This is a genomic window from Ideonella lacteola (assembly GCF_038066555.1).
GTDB classification, from domain to species: domain Bacteria; phylum Pseudomonadota; class Gammaproteobacteria; order Burkholderiales; family Burkholderiaceae_C; genus Ideonella; species Ideonella lacteola.
Window position 1 is genome coordinate 91,847 of sequence record NZ_JBBUTG010000016.1, and the last position, 20,181, is coordinate 112,027.

At 67.0% G+C, this 20,181-nt stretch carries 18 protein-coding genes; 13 read left to right on the plus strand and 5 right to left on the minus strand.

Features of this window, described 5'->3' with window-relative positions; all coding sequences use genetic code 11:
- The first annotated feature begins 35 nt into the window (after positions 1 to 35).
- Positions 36 to 500, plus strand: a complete 465-nt coding sequence (locus AACH06_RS21770) for an SRPBCC family protein (protein ID WP_341427879.1) — start codon at positions 36 to 38, stop codon at positions 498 to 500.
- 3 nt (positions 501 to 503) lie between these two features.
- Here the strand turns inward: AACH06_RS21770 and AACH06_RS21775 are convergent, their stop codons facing one another.
- Positions 504 to 1,424 carry a hypothetical protein gene (locus AACH06_RS21775; RefSeq protein ID WP_341427880.1) on the minus strand — a complete coding sequence of 307 codons (921 nt, stop codon included), beginning with the start codon at positions 1,422 to 1,424 and terminating at the stop codon, positions 504 to 506.
- Positions 1,425 to 1,651: 227 nt separating this feature from the next.
- On the opposite strand from AACH06_RS21775, the gene AACH06_RS21780 reads away from it, so the two are divergent.
- A complete protein-coding gene (locus tag AACH06_RS21780) occupies positions 1,652 to 2,794 on the plus strand; it encodes a tetratricopeptide repeat protein (RefSeq protein WP_341427881.1) in 1,143 nt (380 codons plus the stop codon).
- Positions 2,795 to 2,848: 54 nt separating this feature from the next.
- Here the strand turns inward: AACH06_RS21780 and AACH06_RS21785 are convergent, their stop codons facing one another.
- A complete protein-coding gene (locus AACH06_RS21785; protein ID WP_341427882.1) occupies positions 2,849 to 4,312 on the minus strand; it encodes an RNB domain-containing ribonuclease in 1,464 nt (487 codons plus the stop codon).
- A 228-nt stretch (positions 4,313 to 4,540) separates the two neighbouring features.
- On the opposite strand from AACH06_RS21785, the gene AACH06_RS21790 reads away from it, so the two are divergent.
- Positions 4,541 to 5,434, plus strand: coding sequence for a DUF2306 domain-containing protein (locus AACH06_RS21790; RefSeq protein ID WP_341427883.1), 894 nt, complete (start codon positions 4,541 to 4,543; stop codon positions 5,432 to 5,434).
- Here the strand turns inward: AACH06_RS21790 and AACH06_RS21795 are convergent.
- Positions 5,431 to 5,718, minus strand: a complete 288-nt coding sequence (locus AACH06_RS21795; RefSeq protein WP_341427884.1) for a hypothetical protein — start codon at positions 5,716 to 5,718, stop codon at positions 5,431 to 5,433. The genes AACH06_RS21790 and AACH06_RS21795 overlap by 4 nt on opposite strands.
- Before the next feature lie 124 nt (positions 5,719 to 5,842).
- Here AACH06_RS21795 and AACH06_RS21800 point away from each other — a divergent pair, with 124 nt between their 5' ends.
- The 4 genes from AACH06_RS21800 to AACH06_RS21815 all read left to right on the plus strand — a co-directional run bounded on the left by AACH06_RS21800 (position 5,843) and on the right by AACH06_RS21815 (position 11,522).
- Positions 5,843 to 8,257, plus strand: coding sequence for a glycosyltransferase (locus AACH06_RS21800; protein WP_341427885.1), 2,415 nt, complete (start codon positions 5,843 to 5,845; stop codon positions 8,255 to 8,257).
- Positions 8,248 to 9,360 (plus strand): hypothetical protein, encoded by a 1,113-nt coding sequence (locus tag AACH06_RS21805; protein ID WP_341427886.1) that lies wholly within the window; start codon positions 8,248 to 8,250, stop codon positions 9,358 to 9,360. Before AACH06_RS21800 ends, AACH06_RS21805 begins: the two co-directional genes overlap by 10 nt.
- A 267-nt stretch (positions 9,361 to 9,627) precedes the next feature.
- The gene (locus AACH06_RS21810; protein ID WP_341427887.1) at positions 9,628 to 10,734 is read left to right on the plus strand and encodes a sensor histidine kinase; all 1,107 of its coding nucleotides are present in this window, start codon (positions 9,628 to 9,630) and stop codon (positions 10,732 to 10,734) included.
- On the plus strand, positions 10,731 to 11,522 hold the full coding sequence (locus AACH06_RS21815) for a LytR/AlgR family response regulator transcription factor (protein ID WP_341427888.1): 792 nt from the start codon (positions 10,731 to 10,733) through the stop codon (positions 11,520 to 11,522). The genes AACH06_RS21810 and AACH06_RS21815 overlap by 4 nt, the downstream gene beginning before the upstream one ends.
- 27 nt (positions 11,523 to 11,549) lie before the next feature.
- On the opposite strand, the gene AACH06_RS21820 is transcribed toward AACH06_RS21815, so the two are convergent.
- Positions 11,550 to 11,837: a hypothetical protein gene (locus AACH06_RS21820; RefSeq protein WP_341427889.1), complete on the minus strand. Its 288-nt coding sequence runs from the start codon at positions 11,835 to 11,837 to the stop codon at positions 11,550 to 11,552.
- Positions 11,838 to 11,979: 142 nt separating this feature from the next.
- Between AACH06_RS21820 and AACH06_RS21825 the strand changes: the two genes are divergently transcribed.
- The 6 genes from AACH06_RS21825 (at position 11,980) to AACH06_RS21850 (ending at position 19,648) form a co-directional block, all read left to right on the plus strand.
- Positions 11,980 to 12,369, plus strand: coding sequence for a GFA family protein (locus tag AACH06_RS21825; RefSeq protein ID WP_479723921.1), 390 nt, complete (start codon positions 11,980 to 11,982; stop codon positions 12,367 to 12,369).
- Between the two features lie 60 nt (positions 12,370 to 12,429).
- On the plus strand, positions 12,430 to 13,572 hold the full coding sequence (locus tag AACH06_RS21830; protein ID WP_341427891.1) for a serine hydrolase domain-containing protein: 1,143 nt from the start codon (positions 12,430 to 12,432) through the stop codon (positions 13,570 to 13,572).
- Positions 13,573 to 13,721: 149 nt separating this feature from the next.
- On the plus strand, positions 13,722 to 14,309 hold the full coding sequence (locus tag AACH06_RS21835) for a hypothetical protein (protein WP_341427892.1): 588 nt from the start codon (positions 13,722 to 13,724) through the stop codon (positions 14,307 to 14,309).
- A 256-nt stretch (positions 14,310 to 14,565) separates the two neighbouring features.
- Positions 14,566 to 16,176 (plus strand): polysaccharide lyase family 1 protein, encoded by a 1,611-nt coding sequence (locus AACH06_RS21840; RefSeq protein WP_341427893.1) that lies wholly within the window; start codon positions 14,566 to 14,568, stop codon positions 16,174 to 16,176.
- Between the two features lie 45 nt (positions 16,177 to 16,221).
- Entirely contained in the window at positions 16,222 to 18,042 is a 1,821-nt protein-coding gene (locus tag AACH06_RS21845; protein ID WP_341427894.1) for a DUF6055 domain-containing protein, read from the plus strand.
- Positions 18,043 to 18,250: 208 nt separating this feature from the next.
- Entirely contained in the window at positions 18,251 to 19,648 is a 1,398-nt protein-coding gene (locus AACH06_RS21850) for a glycoside hydrolase family 5 protein (protein WP_341427895.1), read from the plus strand.
- 208 nt (positions 19,649 to 19,856) lie between these two features.
- Here AACH06_RS21850 and AACH06_RS21855 read toward each other — a convergent pair whose 3' ends face one another.
- Entirely contained in the window at positions 19,857 to 20,045 is a 189-nt protein-coding gene (locus tag AACH06_RS21855; RefSeq protein WP_341427896.1) for a CsbD family protein, read from the minus strand.
- Positions 20,046 to 20,181 lie beyond the last annotated feature (136 nt).

Sequence of the window (20,181 nt, forward strand, 5' to 3'; positions counted from 1 at the left end):
TGGCTTTCTGACGTTGTTATTGAAAAGGACTCCCCATGAGCCGCCGTGTCGTCAGCCGACATCGCATTGCCGTGAACGCACCCATCGCCGACGCCTTCATGTTCTTCACGCCCGCCGGTGAAGAGCGTTGGGTCCAAGGCTGGCAGCCGACCTATCTGTCTCCCCCCGATGGCCGTACGGAGGCGGGCATGGTGTTCACCACCGGTGAGGGCGCCGAACGAACGATATGGCTGATGGTGGACTTTGACCGCACGCAGCACCGCTCACGCTATGTGCGCTGCACGCCGGCTTCGCGAACCGGCACGGTCGAGGTGCGCTGCAGCGCGCTGAGCACGGAGCGCACCGAAGTCGAGGTCGTGTATGACATGACCGCGCTCGACGCCGACGGGTCGGCCAGTCTGGACGCGTACGAAGGCCGGGCGTTCGTCGAGATGATCGATGGGTGGGCCCGCGACATCGAGCTTCACATCGATGTTTTGCGTGCCGGCCCGATTCGCTAGCACTCAGCGGTGGGGCTCAGCAGGGCCATCCGGTGCGGCATCGTGCGACCGACGCTGCCGACGCTTCATCGTCAGATAGTCCGCCATCTCGATCTCATGCAACTGGCGCGGATAGCGCTCGGTGGCCTCGAACCACTGGCGCAGGCGCCGCTCCGCGCGATCAGCCGGTGGCGAGGCCAGCGCGTCCAGCCAGGCCTCGATGGCGAGGAAGTAGCGCATCGCATTGCGCTCGGCGATACCCTGCACGCCGTCGACATACAAGTTGCGTCCGTTGGCGTCTCTCCCCACCACGGTGAAGCCCACCTTGTTTCGGCCGATCGTGGCCAGGTAGGCCTGTGTGGCCCAGCGTGCCGTGGGCCCGTTGCGGTACGAATACGCCATCTGGATGTAGGTGTGTGATCCATCGACCGGCACCGCCTGAAGCGTGAGCCGATGGTCGTGCGTGCCCAGGGGGCCGTCCGCCGCGTTGATCTGCACAGACAGGTGGTCGGCGCGCGCCGCGGCCAATCTGTGGTCGAACCGCACTTGATAGGCCTCTCGCAGCGGCTGGTCGATCTTCTTGCCGATGGCCACCTCCAGGGCGGTTCCGTGTGCCCCGTCGCCTCCGGCATCCACATGGCACGCCTTCACATTGAGCTGCAGCATCAGGATGTCGCACCAGGTGTCGGCTTCGCGGAACGACCGGGCCACCGTGTCGAAGGGATAGGCCAGCACGGCGTCCACTTGGCCTTGCGATGTCGTCGAAGAGGAACGGGTTTCGATCAGAAGTGGCCGCTGGAAAGGGCTCGCGGCGAGCGCCCGGCGTTGCGCCTCATGCCGAGCCTGCAGGCTTGCGGCATCCTGCGCCCATGTCGCGGTGGCGGAGGACAAAGCTGCCAACGAGATGGCAATGGCGAGCAGTTTTGACTTCGGGCAGAAACTCATGAAATCAGCTTAGTCAGTGCGGTTTCGCACGCTGGTCGGTCGGCATCCTGAACGTCTGTCGGACGATGTCTCGAACGTGCCGTGCAGGCTTTCACGCTGTGGGCCGACATGGGCAGGCGAGCGCCTCGGGCGTCCCTAGAATTCGCCCGCTTCAGGGGCCAAGTTTTCAGCTGCATCGATCGGTGAGCGGCATTCGAGAGCTGGCAAGCGAAGAAAGAAAGCAGCGAGTGAGCTACGTCATTCAGATCTGGGAACAGCCCGCCGACGTGGCTCTGCCGGCGCACCCGAACGCGGTCTGGGAGATGCTGGGCCATCTGTCGCATCGCGCGCCGGGCACGAACTCCCGGTACGTTGAACTGGCCAGGCAGTTGATGGCGCGGTTTCCCGAGAACGACGATCCGAATGGCGAAGGCCAGGTGTGGCTGCGTGGCCGCGCCGACGGTGAAGGCACCCGGCTGGTGTGGGCGCTGGGCCTGTGCAGTTGCGATCAGCTCGACGAGGTGCGCGCGACCGTCGTCTCGCTGGCCAATGCCTTGGGGTTGAATGCCGCCGACGAACAGTCTGGCCGCCTGCACCTGGTTCAGCGGCCTCCGGTGGCTTCACCGAGGGCAACGCCCGCCGCGGCACCGCAAGTGGCGCCCCGGGTGGGCGCCGCGGTCGACGAAACGCCCACCGAGCCCGTCCCGTTGATGTCGCATGCCCCATCGCGCCTGTCGCTGGGCCGTGTGGCGCCCAGTGCGGCAGCGCGGGCCGTGATGGCCCGCGCCGAGCGGCGCGACCCGCAGGCGCGGTTCGAGCTGGGCCGCCTGTTCAAACTGGGTGACGGCGTCGACGCGAGTGACGAATTGGCGGTGCACTGGTGGACGCTGGCGGCCGAATTGGGCCACCGCGATGCCCAGTTCCACCTGGGGCTGGCGCATGCGCTGGGCGAGGGCGTGGAGCAGAGCCACGCCAAGGCCTTCAAGTGGTTCTGCGAAGCCGCCGACCAGGCCCACCCCGAGGCGCTGTTCAACCTCGGGCAGATGTACGCCGAGGGCACTGGTACGGCGAGGGACACGGTGGTCGGCAGCGCGCTGTGCTATTGCGCCCACAAGCTCGACAGCCTGCACCCGATGCCCATCTTCCAGCCCGGCGAGACCGCCCGGGCGATGGCGCTGGCGGCGCTCATCACCCAATCGGGTGGTGCGGTGCTCGACACCGTGGCGGCATGGCGCCGTGCCGAGGCCCGGGCTGCCGAGCAACCCGCCCCGCTCACCGACGCGCCGGCTGGCACCAGCGCGTCAGCAGCCGATGCATTGGGCTCGACCACACGGTCGGCACCGAGCTGGCTGCCGCGCTGGTTGCGCCGTGCCAAGGGGCAGACGGCCTGAGAGGTGGAGAGGCCGAGAGGCCGGAGAGGCCGAAAGGCGATTGGCCCGCGATGATCAGGCGGGCTCGAAATCGATGAAACGCTGGTCGATGTCGACGCCGCACAGCTTCACGCGAAGCGAGTCACCGACGTCGAGTGCATCGAAGCCTCGAACGACGCGGCCTTCCACCAGCGGCGAGAAGATGCGCACGAAGGTGCCCTTGGGCGTCACCCCGGTGACGATCGCGTCGAAGACTTCCCCGATGCGGTCGTGCAGCAAGAACGCGGCGGCGGCCTTGAGCACGCGCCGCTCGACCGTCGATGCGTTGTCTTCCTGGGCGGTGCACTGCGCCGCAATGGCGCCCAGTTGCTCGAAGGTGTAGGGAGATTCGCGCCCGGCGAGTGAGGCCTTGATGAGCCGTTGGGTCACGAGGTCGACGAATCGCCGGTTTGGCGCGGTCGAGTGGGCGTAGTCGTTCACCGCCAGGCCGAAGTGCCCCGAGGCCGGTGTGCCCGGCTGGGCCGCCGCGTAAGCCCCTGAGCCGAGCAGCTTGACCACCGAGAGCGACAGCTCTTCGAAGCGCGTCGGCGCGATCTGGCGCTGCCTCGTGAGGAACTCGTCGAGCGCCAAGGGGTTGGGCGCGGCGGGCAAGGTGGCGCCGTGTTCAGCGGCCAGCTTCACCAGGCGATCCCATCGCTTGGGCTCCTGCAAGACGCGGCGAAGCGAGGGTTGACCGTGCTCGACCAAGTGGCGCGCCGTGGCGCCGTTGGCGGCGATCATCAGATCCGCGATCAGGTCCTTGGCCCGGTTTTTCCGATCGGCCCGCAGGTCGACCAACTGGCCATCGGCGAACACCGGTCGGGCCTGAGCCGTCATCACGTTCAAGGCACCGCGCCGCGTGCGCCAGTGCCGCAGCGACCGGGCCACACGGTCATGCAGCGCCAGTTGCTGTTGCAGCGCCGGGCTGGCAGCTACCGCCGCCGGCGCATCGGCCCGCCCGTCCAGCCAGGCGGCGATGCTGTCGTAGGCCAGCTTGGCCCGGTTGAGCACCACCGCCCGGTACAAGGTGGAATCGATCACGCTGCCGTCGTCCGACACGGTCATCTCGACCACCACCGCCAGCCGATCCTGCCCCTCGTGCAATGAGGTGAGATCGTTCGACAGCCGGGTGGGCAGCATCGGGAAGACGCCTGCTGCCGTGTAGACCGAGGTGGTGTTGATCGAGGCGTGCTCGTCGATGGCACCGCCCGGCGCCACCAGCGCATCGACATCGGCCACCGCCACCGCCAGGCGGGTCTGTCCGCCGGGCAACGCCTCGGCCCAGCTCAGTTGGTCCAGGTCCTGGGTGTCGTCGTTGTCGATCGAAAACCAGAGCCGGTCGCGCGTATCGCGGATGTCGCCGCCCCGGGCCGAGCCGGGGGCCGGCGCTGCGGGCTGTCGGTCCTCGGCTTCGTGCAGGGCTGCGGGGTCAAAGACGGGCCTGAGGCCGTGGGTTTGCATTTCGAGCGCGGCGATGCGCTCCAGTTCGGCTGCGTCCATGCGGTGATTCTGGGGCCTGCACAGCCGTCCCTCCGATCCGGGGTTTCAGCGGGTTGCCGGGGCCGGCAACCGCCGCTCGTTCTTGCCGATCGTGGCTCGGCCCCCGCGGACCGTCGCTCGTCTCATCCCACTTGGTGCGAGCCCGCGCGCTGCCCACACTGCCGACCGCCGCCTCCTGAGGGCCCAGCCTGGCCCCCTTCAACCCTCGGCTTGACCGGAGCGTTCACCATGTCGATCTCCCATGATTCGGCCGCATCGTCGGCTACCTGTTCGGCCAGTGCGGCGGCCCTGTACCGACCGATGCCATCGGCCGAGCACGGCCCCATGGCGCGTCAGGCTCAGCGCGCGTTGCTGTGGTCGGCAAGGGCCTGGCTGGTCGTCGCGCTGGCAGGGCAGGCCCTCTTCGCGGTGTATGTGTTGGCCTTCTATGGCGCCGCCGCTGTCGCCGGCCGGCTCGATCGCTGGAACGGCGTGCTGCCGCACGGCTGGGTGCCGGGCGATGCGTTCGCGAATTCCCTCACGGCGCTGCACCTGGTGTTCACCGTGCTGATCATTGGCGGCGGTCTGCTGCAGTTGCTGCCGGTGGTCCGGCGGCTGGCGCCGGCGGTGCACCGCTGGAATGGCCGCGTTTACATCGTCTCGGCACTGGTGATGGCCACTGGCGGGCTGGTGATGATGCTCACCCGCCGCACGGTGGGCGATGCGGTGCAGCACGCAGGACTGATGCTGAATGCGGTGCTGATCGTGGTGTTGGCGGTGGTGGCCTGGCGCCTGGCCGTGGGGCGCCAGATCGAACGCCACCGCCGATGGGCGTTGCGCCTGTTCCTCGCCGTCAGCGGGGTGTGGTTCTTCCGCGTGGGGCTGATGGCCTGGCTGCTGGCGAACCGCGGCCCGGTCGGGTTCGACCCCCAGACCTTTCAAGGCCCTTTCCTCAGCTTCCTCGCGTTCGCTCAGTATGTGGTGCCGCTGTTGGTGCTGGAAGGCTACCTGCGCGCGCGTGACCACGGCGGGCCGATCGCGCGGATCGCCATGAGCGGTGTGCTGGCGGTGGCCACACTCTGCACGGCGCTGGGGGTGGTGGGCGCCGGGCTGGTGATGTGGGGCCCGCGGATCGTCGGTTAGCGAGAGATCTTGCGGTCGATCTCCACCACCACGCCGCCCTTGAGGGTGAAGATGCTCAGCGTTTGCGGGTCGCGCCGTGCCGGGAAATAGGTCCAGGTCTTCACCTCGACATCGGCATTCGGGCCGGACACCCGCGATTCGTGGTCGGGCGGGCCGATGCGCTGGAGCACTTCGCCCTCTTGCATGCCTTTGCGGATGAAGCCCCGTTCCCAGGCGTCCTGGGCGTGGGCACTGCCGGCCACAATGGCACAAAGCGCGAAGATGAGGGTCAGGCGTGAGTGCATGTCAGCTTCTTTCCAATCCAATGCCAAAGCGCCGGCGGGGCGGCGTTGCACCGAGCAACGCGGCGGCGTCCGGGTCGGTTGACGGCCGGGGCAAGCCCGGCGCGGCTCCATGACTGAGGCGTGTATGCCGGCTCGCGTCGCCGTGCGGGGCGGGGCGCTGGATGCTGACGCGGCGCTGCAGCGCCTGCAGGTGGCTGCGGTGGTGGCCCTTGCGGGCAGCATAGAGGGCGGCGAAGAGGGCAGCGCGGAGGGCGGCGCAGAGGTGGCCCAGCCGCCGTTGCCCGCAAACGCCGCGCCCATCGTGCTCTGCGCGGTGCTGGGCTCGCTGGCGATTGGCGGTGCCGAGCGCATCGTGCTCGACTGGGCGGCCCATCATCGACAGCGTTACCGCCTGCGCCTGTTTGTCATCCACCGCGTGGACCACGAATGGCCCATTCCGCGTGGCGTCGAGGTGGTTCGCCCGGCGCGTGGCCAGCCGGTTTCCGATGCCTTGCAAGCTTTTGCCGCCGAGGCTGCGGCGGCCTGGGCGGCCTGGCAAGAAACCGCAGGCCGCGTTGCGCCGGTGGTGCTGTGCCACATGACGCGCCGGGAACATCGCATGGCGCTGGAGGCTGGCGGCGCGCGTGCCGTGCCGGTGCTGCATAACGCGCGAGAAGGTTGGCGCGAATCCTTTGAAGCCCTGCCGGCCGATCGGCGGCTCGTGGCGGTGTCTCAAGCTTGTGTGGACGATCTGGCGGCGCTCGGCCGCTGTGATGCGGTGACCTTGATCCGGCACATCCCGTCGCCGCCGTCGCCGCCGTCTCCGCCATGCGCCCCCAGCGCCCGGGCCGCGCAGCGAGCGTCGCTGTGCCAGACCTTGGCCTGGCGGGACGACCCGGCTGCGTCTTTGGTGGCGATGGTGGGCGCGGTCAAGCCGCAGAAGAACTACGGGCGCGCCTTGGGCATCCTGGCCGAGCTGGCGGCCGACCCCAATGACCGAACGCGACTGGTGATCTTCGGGGGCCCCGTGGGAGCGGGTGGCGACGAACACTGGCGCGGGCTGTGCGCCGAGGTGCTGCGGCTGGGCCTGCAAGAGCGCGTTCGCCTGCCCGGCTTCGTGGCCGGTGCCGCGCGCCTGCTGCCGGCGTTTGATCTGCTGCTCAACACGAGCGACTTCGAAGGCCTGTCGATCGCCACCCTCGAAGCCTTGCAAGCGCAAGTGCCGGTGGTGGCCGCGAGCGTGGGCGGGCAGGGCGAGCTCGCCTCTGCCGGGCTCACGCTGGTGGATGCGCAGGCCAGCGTCGCTGAATGGGCGGGCGTGATCCGGCGCGTGGCACACGCCCCGCGGCCGGCACCGCCTGTGTGGTCGCGGTTTCCATCGCACCGTCTGTGGACACTCGAACACCTGGCGGCGCCCGCGGTGCGGCGGCGGCATGTGATGTGGGTTACCGCCAATCTGAACGCGGGTGGCGCCCAGCGCTCGCTGGTGAACCTGGCCACCCACTGGGCCCGCCACGGCTCAACGGGCTTCAGCTTCGAAGTGGTCGTGACCGGTGAGAGCACGACCGACTGGTTCTTCCGGCAACTGACTGCCGCCGGTGTCGCCGTCACCCGATCGGCCGCGGGCCGGGATTGCTTCGACCACGCCGAGGCACTGATGCAGCGGCTGCTCGCCTCTGGGCCCTGCATCGTGGGCTTCTGGAACGTCGACCCGAAGATCAAGCTGCTGGTGGCCAAGGCCGCGCCCGACGAGGTGCGGCTGGTGGACGTCTCGCCCGGCGGCTATGCCTTCGAAGAGATGCGGGCAACGGCCACCTTTCAGCAACTCATCGGATTTGACGAATCGCGCTACTACGCGCGGTTGGCCCGCCTGGTGATGAAGTTTCACGGTGCTGTGCCCGCTGAAGTGGCGTGCCCGACGGCGGTGGTTCGCAATGGCGTGCCCGCCTGGCGGCCCACGGCCGGGCGCGAAGGTGCGGGCGCCCGGGTGCCGCGCATCGTGGTGAATGGCCGCATTGCGCCGTCCAAGTTCGTGGCCGAGATCATCGGGGCCATGGCTTTGGTGTGGCACCGCTTTCCTGCGGCGGCGCTTCACCTGATTGGCGCTGCCGAGCCTCGTCACCAGGACTATGCGCGGCGGTGCGTTGACCTGTTGTCGCCGCACCTTCAAGCGGGCCGGCCGGTTCATCTGCATGGCGCTGGCTTCGAGCTGCAGCGCGTGGCGGGCGAGGGAGACATCGGCGTGGTGCTGGGCCACCACCAAGGTTGCCCGAACGCGGCGCTGGAGGCCATGGCCCTGGGGATGGCGGTGGTGGCGAACAATTCAGGCGGCACGGCCGAGGCGGTTCTCCACGAGCGCACCGGCCTGCTGATCGAGGGGCACGACCCGGCCACGCTGGCCGCAGCCATCGAACGCTTGCTGGGCCAGCCCGCCGAGCGCACGCACCTGGGCGAGGCCGGCCGCGCGCACGTGAGCCAGAATTTCTCGATGGATGGCATGGCCCATGGCTATCTGCACGTATTCCAAACACTCTTGGAGGGGGAGACCGCATGCGCTTGATCATCGATGCCAAGGATGGTGTGTCCTACCTGGCGGACGCGGCCTTGATCGACGACGCCCGTGCGGGTGCGCCCAGCCTGTGTGAAGGCCTGGCCTCGATCGCCGCGCGCCCTTCGTTCAGCGAGGTGGCCAGCGGGACGTACCGCTTCGCGCGGCTGCGTGAGTTTCCGGTCGACCCGGCGGTGCAAAGAGAGTTCGGGCCCCATGGGTTGCTGTTTGACCCGGTGGCGGAGGCGGCGGGTGGCGAGCCGCTTCTGGTGCACGGCGGAGATGTCGGTATGCCGGGGCAGCGGCGTGCGGCCTTGGGCTCGGTGAGGCTGGAGCCGGGCCTGCTTCGCGCGCTGGTAGCGCAGGTTCAGCGGCTGGGGCTGAGCGCGGCCCGCGCCCAGCTGTTGCTGGAGCTGAGGGTGGGTGAAAAGCCGCCGGCCTGGAAGTTCTGGGCACGTCCGTCGACCACTCGGCAGATCGTGGAGCAAGACGATGACGACGTGGACTTTTTCGATGCGGTCGTCCCCAGCCTTGCTCCCTATCGGCATCCCAACTCGGCCCACGCCTGGATGCTCTACTTCGATCACCAGCAACGCGAGGCCGACCGTGCGCAACGCGACGCGGGCCGATCGCACGCCAACCACGATGACCACGACGACAGCGACGACGATCACCCAGTGCAGCTCGCCATGCCTGAAGCTCCGTGTGCCGGCGACGGCCCCCAGGGCCCGGTTGCGTCCATCGTGCCTGCCGCAGGGGACGTGGGAGGCCTGGCCGGGCCAGCTCCTTTCGTGAGCACGGTGGCGCCGTTGTTCCAGTTCTCGCCACCACCAGGCGTGGATGCGCAGGGGCGTGTACGCGAGGTGCCGCCGCCCACCCAGACGGTGAAGCCCGACGCGCCGACCGATGCATCGTCGGATCGCGAGAGAGATGCCTCGCTGCGCGCCGCGGGCCTCACGCTGAGCATGCTGGCGGCCGAATCGCTGGAGGCCAACCCGCTCGATGCACCGGCGATCGACGCCGCGGGTTGCGAGGCTGGCGCGGCGATGATCGATTCGGCGCCCGAATCGGGCGAACCGGCCGACGATCTGGTGCAGTCGAGCACCTCGTACTGAGAGACAAGAGGCTGAACGTCTGTCACCCATGCCTGCCTTGCGCGCCAAAGCGTCACCGCGCATCGTCGCCCATGCTCGCCATGACCCGAGCCATGGCTGTTCGTTGCGCCTCGATCCGCGCCGCTTTGGCCTGTCTTTCGCCGGGCGTGGCCGAGAAACTCTCAGCCCCTGAGTCGCTGAACGGAGTTGCCGCATGAACCATGATCGCGATGCCCACTTCGTCCGCACGAACGCCGTGGCTCTGCATCCCGTGAAAAGGCGGCAGCCGTGAAAGCGCCGCAGCCGACGTCCGGCGCACCCCCCATGGTGGCGGACGGTCCCCGGGGCTGGGCCCGCATCGTCACCTGGCCCCGTGTGCGGGTGACGTTGATGGCGGCCGTGCCCTTGGGCCTGCTGCACAGCCTGAGCTCCGCGGTGACGCCGGTCGGCATCTGGATCGCTCGCGCCGTCATCATCGGTTTGCTCGCGATGTGTGCCTTCGGCGTCGCGGAGCAGTGGCCGGCACGGGTGCCCCGGCGTTGGGCCCGCTGGGTGTGGCAATTGATCGCGGTGGTGTTGGCCATGCCTTTCGGCGCCTACCTGGCCTACAACGTCACCACGAGCGGCCCGCTCCACCTCACCACCGACATGCAGCGGCTGGGCGGGTTGGCGGCCATGACGATGTCGGGCATCCTCTTTGGCCCGTGGATCGCGCTGGGCGCAATGGTGCGGCAGCGCGAGGCCCTGGCGCAGCACCAGGCGCTCGCCTTCCAGCTGGAGCGCAGCGAGTACGAGCGCCAGGTGCTCGATGCGCGCATGCGGCTGTTGCAGGCCCAGGTGCAGCCGCACTTTCTTTTCAACACACTGGCGAACGTGCGAGCGCTGGTCAACACCGGCTCGCCACGCGCCAGCGCCGTGCTCGACAGCCTCATTGCCTACTTGCGAGCGGCCGTGCCGCGGCTGGATGAGCCCGCCACCACGCTGGCGCAAGAGGTGGAACTGGTTCGCGCCTATCTTGAGCTGATGCACATGCGCATTCCCGATCGCCTGCAATACAGCCTGCACGCCGACGACGCCGCCTTGGGCCTGCGCTGTCCGCCCATGGCCATCCTCACCCTGGTGGAAAACGCGGTGCGGCACGGCATCGACCCCAGCGAAGAGGGTGGCCGCATCGAGGTGGATGTCAGCCTGCGCTCGGGCCGCTGCAGCGCGCGCGTCATCGACACCGGCATCGGCCTGGGCGCGCACGCGCCCGGCCTGGGCACGGGCCTGGCCACGCTTCGCGAGCGCATGCAGCTTGCGTTTGGTGGCGATGCGCGCTTAAGCCTGACCAGCGTGGTGCCTCACGGCACCTGTGCCGAGCTGGACTTTCCTGCCCACCAGGAGGGGGCATGACCCGCCCGAACCCCACAGCGCTGATCGCGGATGACGAACCGCTGCTGCGCGACGAGCTGGCGCGCATGCTGGCGCAAGCCTGGCCCGAGTTGCAGATCGCAGCCATGGCGAGGAACGGCCGCGAAGCGGTGCAGCTGTACCAGCAGCACCTGCCGGACATCTGTTTTCTGGATGTCCACATGCCCGGCCTGTCAGGGGTCGAAGCGGCACAGCAGATCGGCCGGCGAGCCCATCTGGTCTTCGTCACCGCCTTCGATCAGTACGCCCTGAAGGCCTTCGAGCATGGTGTGCTCGACTACCTCGTCAAGCCCGTGGAGGCAGCCCGCCTGGCGGACACCGTGGCGCGGCTCCAAGACCGGCTCGGCAGCCGCCACCCCGCCAGCGCCACCGATGCATTGCTGCGCCAACTGGCCGAGCAACTGCAACGGCCGGTCGCCGCGAGCCCTTCGTACCTGCGCTGGGTGAGGGCGCTCGTGGGCCAGGCGGTGCGAGTGATCGCCGTCGACGACATCGATTTCCTGCGATCGGACGAGAAGTACACCCTCGTGGCATGGCGCAATGAAGCTGGCCAGCCCGCCGAAGCGTTGATCCGCAGCTCACTGAGAGAACTGCTGCCTCAGCTGGACCCGATGCAATTCGCGCAAGTGCACCGTTCGGTGGTCGTCAACCTGCGTGCAGTGAGCCACGTGACCCGTGGCGCGAATGAAACCGCCGACATCCACCTGAAAGGCCGCAGCGAGGTGTTGCCGGTGAGCCGAAGCTACCTGCATCTGTTCAAGCAGATGTGAGGCCGGGCAGCGCCCGCCAGCGTGACCTCAACCGTTGTTTCTGGCCCGAACCCGGCGCGCCATCAGCACCGCCAGCCCGATCACGAGCGCATGGATGGCCGTGTTCCACGCGAAGGCTTTCGGTTGAAACATGTCTTCGCCCACGAAGAGTTCATGCTCGACCGAGACGCCCGGCGAATCGAACAGGAACGCGATCGGGAAGCCACCCTTGAGCACCGGCGCGAGGCACGGGTCACTGAACGACGGACCGCACAGGTTTCCATAGGACACCATGTCGGGCCCCGACCTTTCGATGAACATGGAGGCGGCGGACATGATCAAGGCCACGGCCACAAGAAGAATGAGTCGCATGCGCCCATCATCGCTGCTTGTAAGCCTTTTTGGCCACCGCGGGTGGACGCGAAGTTTGGGGTAGCCTTTGCGCGCCCTTCGGCAAACTGAAAAGGTCGCACACCACATGCCTCGAGCCACTTGTCATTGCCAAGCCGTGGGCATCTCGATCCCGCGCCCGCCAGAGCGGCTGACCAACTGCAACTGCTCGATTTGTCGTCGCTATGGTGCACTGTGGGGTTACTTCGATGCATCAGAGGTCGTCATCGACGCTCCACCGGGCTCGACCGACGAGTACGCCTGGGGAGACAAGTCGATCGCGTTCGTCCGCTGCAGGTCTTGCGGATGCGTGACCCATTGGCGCCCGTTGCCCGGCCGCAAGTCTCTTCGCATGGGCGTCAACATCCGAAACTTCGAGCCAGATCAAATCGGCCCCGTGACCATTCGCCTGTTTGACGGTGCCGTGACCGACGAGTTCGTCGGGGAAATCGCACCTGGCGCGCTGGGCGAGGCCTGAGAGCGTGGCGATGCCAGCGTCTGACGCAAGGTCGCTTGCGCCTCACTCACATCGGCGGCCATGAAATCACACCTCGTACCGACGGTACTCGCCCAGGCCTTGCTGCTCATCGGGTGCGTGCAGATGCCTGACCACGCCATGCCTCGGTTGGCCGACGCGGCCTCGATCGATGCGGCGGCGCGCGAGGCCATGGCGCAGACGCATGCCCGCGGCTTGGCGGTCGCCGTGGTCGACGCTGGGCAGGTGGTGCATGTTCGCGCGTTCGGTCGTCGCAACGAGGCGGGTGAACCACTGCGCACCGACACGGTGATGGTCGCCGCCTCGCTCACCAAGCCCGTCTTCGCCTACCTGGTGATGCAACTCGTCGATGAAGGACGGATGGATCTCGACGCCCCCATCGGGCGCTACCTGGCCCAGCCGCTGCCAAGCTATCCCCCGTGGAGCGGCTTGGCGGGTGACGATCGATGGCGAGCGATCACGCCGCGGATGCTGCTGAGTCACCGCTCAGGGCTGCCCAACCTGGCCACGCCCGAATCTGAGGGAGGGCTGCGCCTGCAATTCGACCCAGGTGCGCGCTATGCCTACTCTGGCGCCGGCATCAACCTGCTGCAGTTCGTTCTCGAACGGGGGCTTGGGCTGGATGTCGATGCCGAGCTGAGACGCCGCGTGTTCCAGCGTTTTGACATGCCCCATACCCGCCTGACGTGGCAGGAAGAGGCGGCCAGCAACCAGGCCGATGGCTACACCGCGAGCGGCGATTCGCGGCCCCATCCACGCCGACGCCGCGCCGCGGCGGCCAGTTCGATGGGCACGACCCCTGAGGATTTTGCGCACTTCGCGGCGGGCTTCATGCGAGGTGAGGGCTTGTCGAGTTCGTCTCGCGCCGCCATGACCACGCCGCAGGGGCCCATCACCACGGCGACCCAGTTCCCCACCTTCCAGGCGGAACTGCCGGCAGAGCGTCGTCGGGCGGATCTCGCAGCCGGTCTGGGTGTGGTTCTGTTCGATGGTCCGCAAGGCCCCGGCTTCTTCAAGGGTGGCCATGAGGACCACGCCGGCAACACCTGGCTCTGCCTCGAGCGCACTGCCCGTTGTGTCGTGCTGCTGTCCAACGACGTTCGCGCCGAAAAGGCGTTTCCCGGCCTCGTGGCTTCCATCGTGGGGGAAACGGGGGCGCCGTGGCGTTGGGAGTACGGACGTTGACGCCCACTCGCAGGTCTCAGGGTGGCAACGGCACAGCGGCGTCGGCACAGCCCTTCCGCTCTAAATCCTGCCACCCTCTGACACCTTGAGCGCCCATCATCGTCTGAGGCGCCCGCACGGTGTGGGTGCGTCGATGACGAGGAGGTCTTGTGGACGATCGGGTGGGCGATGAGATTCAGCGGCGCACGATGCTGCAGATGGCGTTGGGCGTGGCGGCTGGGGGCGGGGCGCTGGCAGGCGCGGCGGCGATGGCGGCCACAGCGGGCATGCGAGCCGCCCCCGCGGCCACGGGAAAGCCGGGCGACTTCGAGTTCCTGGCGGGGGAGTGGCGAATCCAGCATCAGCGCTTGAAAGATGGGCAGTGGGATCGCTTCGAGGGCGAGGCCACGGTGCACAGCATTCTGGGCGGCGTGGGCAGCGTGGAAGAGCTGCGCATCCCCGCGCGCCAGTTCAGCGGCATGGGGCTGCGCTTGCTCGATGTCGAGCGCAAGCTGTGGGCCGACCATTGGGTGAATGCACGGTCAGGCGTGCTCACGCCGCCGCCCAGCTGGGGCAGCTTTGTCGATGGTGTGGGCATCTGGGATTCGGTGGACGAAGAGGCGGCCGGTGGGCCGGTGATCTGGCGAGGGGTGTGGGATCGCATCACCGACGACGCTTGCCGCTGGTACCAGGCGTCGAGCAGCGACGCCGGCCGCACCTGGACAGAGACCTGGATCATGGCCTGGACGCGGGCCTGAGGCCAAGCGGTCGCGCCTCTCGCGGCGCGTGCGGGGCGGGCTGTCGACCGCCCGGCTTGAACCCGCCGATCCCGTTACGGGATGTTCTGCGCACGGCGGCCGATGCGGCATCGCCACCTAGGGAGACCATCGTCGCCGGGCTCATCGCTGCGCAACCCGCGGTTACGAATGGCCGTGGCATGACAAGGTTTTCCATTATTAAGTTCGACGGTCGTACTAAATACGATGCCTGCATTCCAATCGCGCAAGAGGCAGCATGTACAGCCCGAGAAGAGTGACGTTGTTGGGGCCATTGCTCGCAGGGGCGGTGGCGTTCATCGGTGGCCCTGCCGCCGGCGCGACATGGACGAAAGTGGCCGACGAGAACAAGTCGTTCACCGTCCAAGGCACGCAGAACGTGCGTTATGGCACCGGCAACAACTGGGTGACGAAGGTTGTCACCGGGAGCGCCACCTGCAGCAACAGCTACTTTGGTGCTGATCCGTATTCGGGGGTGCGCAAGCAGTGCCAGGTGCCTGTGGCCTCGGTCTGGACGAAGATCGCCAGCGAAGGCGCGGGGTTCAGTGTCGCGGGCACGCAGAACATCCGCTATGGCAGCGGGAATGCGTGGGTCACGAAATCGGTCACCGCGGCCGGGCAATGCACCAACACGTATTTCGGGAGCGATCCGGCGCCGGGCACCAAGAAAGAGTGCCGGGTTTCCGATGCTGCCTCTGAAACGCCCACAGGCTATGGCCGCACGGTGACGGGCGGGGCCGGCGCCGGTGGCGCCGACATCGTCACCATCTCGCGTGCCGCCGATCTGCCGTCAGCGCTGTGCCGCTCTTACGACAGCGCCGGCTACTGCAACGACAAGACGCCGCGGATCATCAAGATCTCCGGGGTGCTGGACTTCAGGAACACACAAGGCAAGGCCTCGAGCAATGGCTGCGTCTACAACTCGTGTACCGATTCGAAGAAGAACGAGCTGATCCTCACGACGACGAGCCCGTCGTATTGCGCGGGCAAGACCAACTTCTCGGTCACCTACGATGCGGCCGGCGCCAACCCCATGCAGGTGGGTTCGAACAAGACGATCATCGGCGTGGGTGATGCGTCGGGCATCAAAGGTCGAGGGCTGCGGATCATCGGTGGCAACAGCAACATCATCGTTCGCAACCTGACCATCAGTGACATCAACGACGGCATCATCTTCGCCGGCGATGCCATCACGCTGGACAACGCCGACCGCATCTGGATCGACCACAACCGAATCGAACGCATCGGCCGTCAGTTCATCGTGTCCGGATATGGCACGGCCTCGAACACGACCATCTCGAACAACGACTTCAACGGCGCCGACCAATACGGCTTCTACTGCGACGGTCGGCACTATTGGAACCTGATGTTCGTCGGCGCCAACGACACCATGACCTTCACTGGCAACTGGGTTCGCCACTTCACCGGCCGCGCGCCCAAGTTCGGCGGCAGCGGGGTGGGGCAGCTCCACATGGTGAACAACTACTTCTACGATTCCGGCAGCGGACACGCGCTGGAATCGGCCAGCCCCTCATCGGTGCTGATCGAGAGCAACTACTTCCAAAGCGTCAACCAGCCGATCCTGAAAGACGCCAAGTCGGGCTACGTCTTCGCGCCGTTGGGCTCACTGACCACGGCCGCGAGCAACGCGTGCAAGGCGGCGTTCTCGCGCGACTGCGGGGTCAACGTGGCCACGCCCCCGCCCTCGGAGAACAACTTCACGCTCGACCAAGTGGTGCTGGACCGGGCCAAGGGGCAAGCCTCTGGCGTCATCGTCGCGCCCAATCCGGCCGCCGATTTGCCCACGCGGGTTCCGAACAACGTCGGGCCTCGGTCCACGGTGTTCTGAAACCTGCAGTCGTAGAGCCTTGGCGAAAAAGACAGGAGCTGGCGCATGAACGTTTGGAAAGTCACGGCGGCGGTGGCCGTCCTCGTCGGATCGGCGATGCCGGCCTACAGCGGCACGATCGACGAAGGCACGACCGAAACGAAGTGGTACACCGGCACGCCGGTCAAGCCACCTGTCACGCCAGGGCCCTGGCGCCTCGGCGGGCCCAACCCGGAGCAGTCGAACTTCAAGCTCGTCAAGGAGTCGGCGCACTTTGCCTTCTACTCCGACGAGGCCGTCTCGCAGGCCGACCTGAACCTCGCGGCCGACACGCTGGAGAACACGGTCTGGCTGAACCTGTTCGACTCGAACCTGTTCATGCCCGAGCCCTATGCAGACCGGGCCGACAAGATCAAGCCCGCCGTCCACATCCACTCCGACTGGGGGCTGACCGGCGGCGCCTGGGTGGACGGCCAGGGTGCCATCCACCTGGGCATGTGGATCGCGCCGGGTGCGCTGCGCGACCACTGGGGGCTGACCCACGAGTTCACCCACGGCTGGCAATCATGGGCTGCCTACGACGGTGGCATGACCTGCAACCAGAGCAACACCTGCGGCTGGATCTACGAGAGCCACGCCAACTTCACGCCCCACCAGTTGCCCGAGTACCAGAGCAACGTGCACTGCTCGGAGATGCTGGCCAACGCGCCGCACCTGTACCTGGGCTCGACGCGCGATCGCTACTGCAACTGGCAGTTCATGGAGTACCTGAAGGATCGGCACGGTCCGGCGGCGGTCACCGGCATCTGGACGACACCGGGCTCCGATCCCTTCCTGAACCTGCAGCAGTCGCGCGGCTGGTCGACGTCGCGGCTGAGCGATTTCATTGGCGAATGGGCGATGCACAACGTGGTTTGGGACTACAAGGCCACGCCCACGGCCTTCCGCGCCACCTATGGCGACATCACCCGCACCGATCGGGCCGAGCGCCTGCATCGACTGATGCCGCTCGAAGCGCTGGATGACAACTGGGCCACCAACCGGCGCTTCGTGTCGCCCTACTACGGGGCGCCGCAGCGCTTCGGCTACAACGTCATCCGGCTCTATCCCGCCAGCGACGCCAGCACCGTGACGGTCAAGTTCCGCGGCATCGACCAGAAAGGCTCTGATGCGGGCTTTCGCTGGGGCCTCGTTGCCACCAACACCGGCTTCACCTCGGCCCGTTACAGCGCGCTGCAGCGCGGCCTGGACGGCCAGGTGAAGTTCCGCGTCCATCCGGGCGAACCGTTGTTCCTGGTGGTGGCCGCCACGCCCAAGGTGCACCAGTCGATCACCTGGGATCAGGACTACCGCACGATCTGGCGCTACCCGTACATGATCGAACTGGCGAATGCGTGGCCGCAAGGTTTCCAGGATGGTCGGCGCGATGCCTGCCCGGCCGGAACCGTGGTGCACAGCAACGGCGGCGGCTGCGCCCCGGCCAGCACCCCCGCATCGGTGTATGTGGCGCCCTATGCGCGGATCATGCCGAACGGCCGCGCCAGTGGCTCTGCCCGCATCGAGGACCAGGCCACCGTGGTCAACGGCCTCGTGTCGGGCGGCGTGGTCGGCGGGCTGACGGTGGTGGGCATGTCGGGCAGCCCGTTCGGCAACAACGATTTCAATATCTCGGGCTCGGCCCAGGTGCGCACCTCGTTCTATCCGCTGGGCTTCTTCGAGGCCGGCCAGGGTGCGGGCGGCACGCTCGATCTCTACGGCGATGTCGAATACCGGGGCACCGGGCTGACGCTGACCAACGGGCATCGCACGGGCTTCGTCGATGCCACCTCGCAGGTCGGCTCGGCCACCGACATCAACAAGAACAAGCGCTGGCAGTGGCGGCCCTGACCGACCACGGCGTGCCCCTCGCGAACGCTTGGCGCGCGGCACGCGAGGGCGGTGTTCGCCGCCCAATCACGGCATTGCCCGCACGCGACGGACGCTGAGCCTTTGGCCTCCAGGCAGTCCGCGCCGTGGGCGTCCATCATCGAACCCAAGACGGCCCCCTCAGCGCGGCTCGGGGAAGGCCACCCCATCAGAGAAAGGTCCGATTGAGATGAAACGCTGGACATCGAGCGTGATCAGCACGCTGGCGCTGGGCGCCAGCATCGGCGCGTATGCGCAAGGCTGTGGCACCGGCGGCGGTGTGACGGTGTGCCTCACCGCCACCGGCACGGCGAGCCATGTCGAGCTCAGCTGGACAGCCGACAAGCCCATCACGAATGTGCAGATTCTTCGCGACAAAGACAGCGACCCTGATGGCCGCAAGCGGCTGGCGAAGGTGGGCAAGAACGTCCGCAACTATGTGGACGAGGGCGCGGTGGCGGGCAAGCCGTATTGGTACTGGATCAAATTCAGTGTCGACGGCCAGTCGTACGACTCGAATGCCGCCGCGACAGCCCGAGCGGGCATGCGCGACATGACCAGTCTGCAGCTGTCGGCCAAGATGGCGCCGGGTTGGAACCTGGGCAATACCCTCGAAGCCATCGGCGGCGAAACGGCCTGGGGCAACCCGAAGGCAAACCAAGCCATCATGGACGGCATCAAGGCCGCCGGCTTCAAGAGTGTGCGCATCCCCGTGTCCTGGAAGCAATACGCGGATGCCAACGACAACATCAGCGCCAGCTGGATGGCCCGCGTGACCGAGGTGGTGAACTACGCCCGCAACGCGGGGCTATACACCATCATCAACATCCACTGGGATGGCGGCTGGATGCAACCGACCTACTCCCAGCAGGCGATGGTCAACGCGCGAATCGCCAAGTTCTGGACCCAGATCGCCAACAACTTCAAGACCTACGACGATTACCTGCTGTTCGCAGGCACCAACGAGGTGATGGTCGACGGCGACTACGGCCCACCCACGGTGGAGTACTACACGGTGCAGAACAGCTTCAACCAGACCTTTGTGGACGCGGTGCGGGCCACCGGCGGCTACAACAAGAGTCGGCACCTCATCGTGCAGGGCTTCAACACCAACATCGACTACACCGTCGCCTACTTCTCGGTGCCGAAAGACCCGGCGGCCAAGAAGCTGATGGTCGAGGTGCACTACTACGATCCGTACAACTTCACCTTGAATGGCTCCAGCGACAACATCTGGCAGTGGGGTGCGATCGCCGACAACCCGGCGCACACGGAGACGTGGGCGAACGAGCCCTATGTCGACGCGCAGATGGACAAGATGAAGACCCGTTTCATGGACAGTTTGGGCATGGGCGTGCTGATGGGAGAGTACGCTGCCATCTCGCGTCTGTCCGTCGACAGCAGCCAGCGCTACCGCACCTACTGGGACGAGACGATCACCCGCTCTGCGGCAGCGCGCGGCATCGTTCCGGTCTATTGGGATCACGGCTACACGGGTGGTGACCACACCATGGGCCTGTTCGACCGTTCAACCGGAGCGCAGGTGCACACGGGTGTGATCAGCGCTGTCGTCAACGCTGCCAAGTAGCTCACCGCTCACGCGCAGTTCACGGATCACGCGCAGCTGACCGCTCATGCGCGCAAGGGACAACCCGTTCGCACGGGGCTGCGTAGTGTGAACACGCCCTAGACGATTTTCAGCAATGAAGGTGGCCGCAACCGCCTGTCCCAGACAGCCCGGCGGGCGCTGGAGACAGCGAGTTGCGGCTCTCTCGTGATGACGAGGTCAAGCGCGATCAGCGCTCACCCTTCTGCGCATCCTTGAGGTTTTCTTCGACATCGCCCATCTGCTTTTGCACCTTGCCTGCCACTTCGCGGGTGGCGCCTTGCACCTGTTGCTTGGGGCTGTCGATCAACTCGCCCGTCTTGCGCTGAACCTTGCCGGCCACTTCCTTGAGGCTTCCCTTCACTTGGTTCTCGTTCATACATTGCTCCTTCGTGGTTGATACAGGGTGACCCGCCAAGCTCGTCCTGTGGACCGGAGCCTTGGCGCGTTGGAGTCATCCTAGGCGGGGAGGGCAATGCGCGGTGAAGGACGGGCCCGGTAACGCCTGTAGGCCG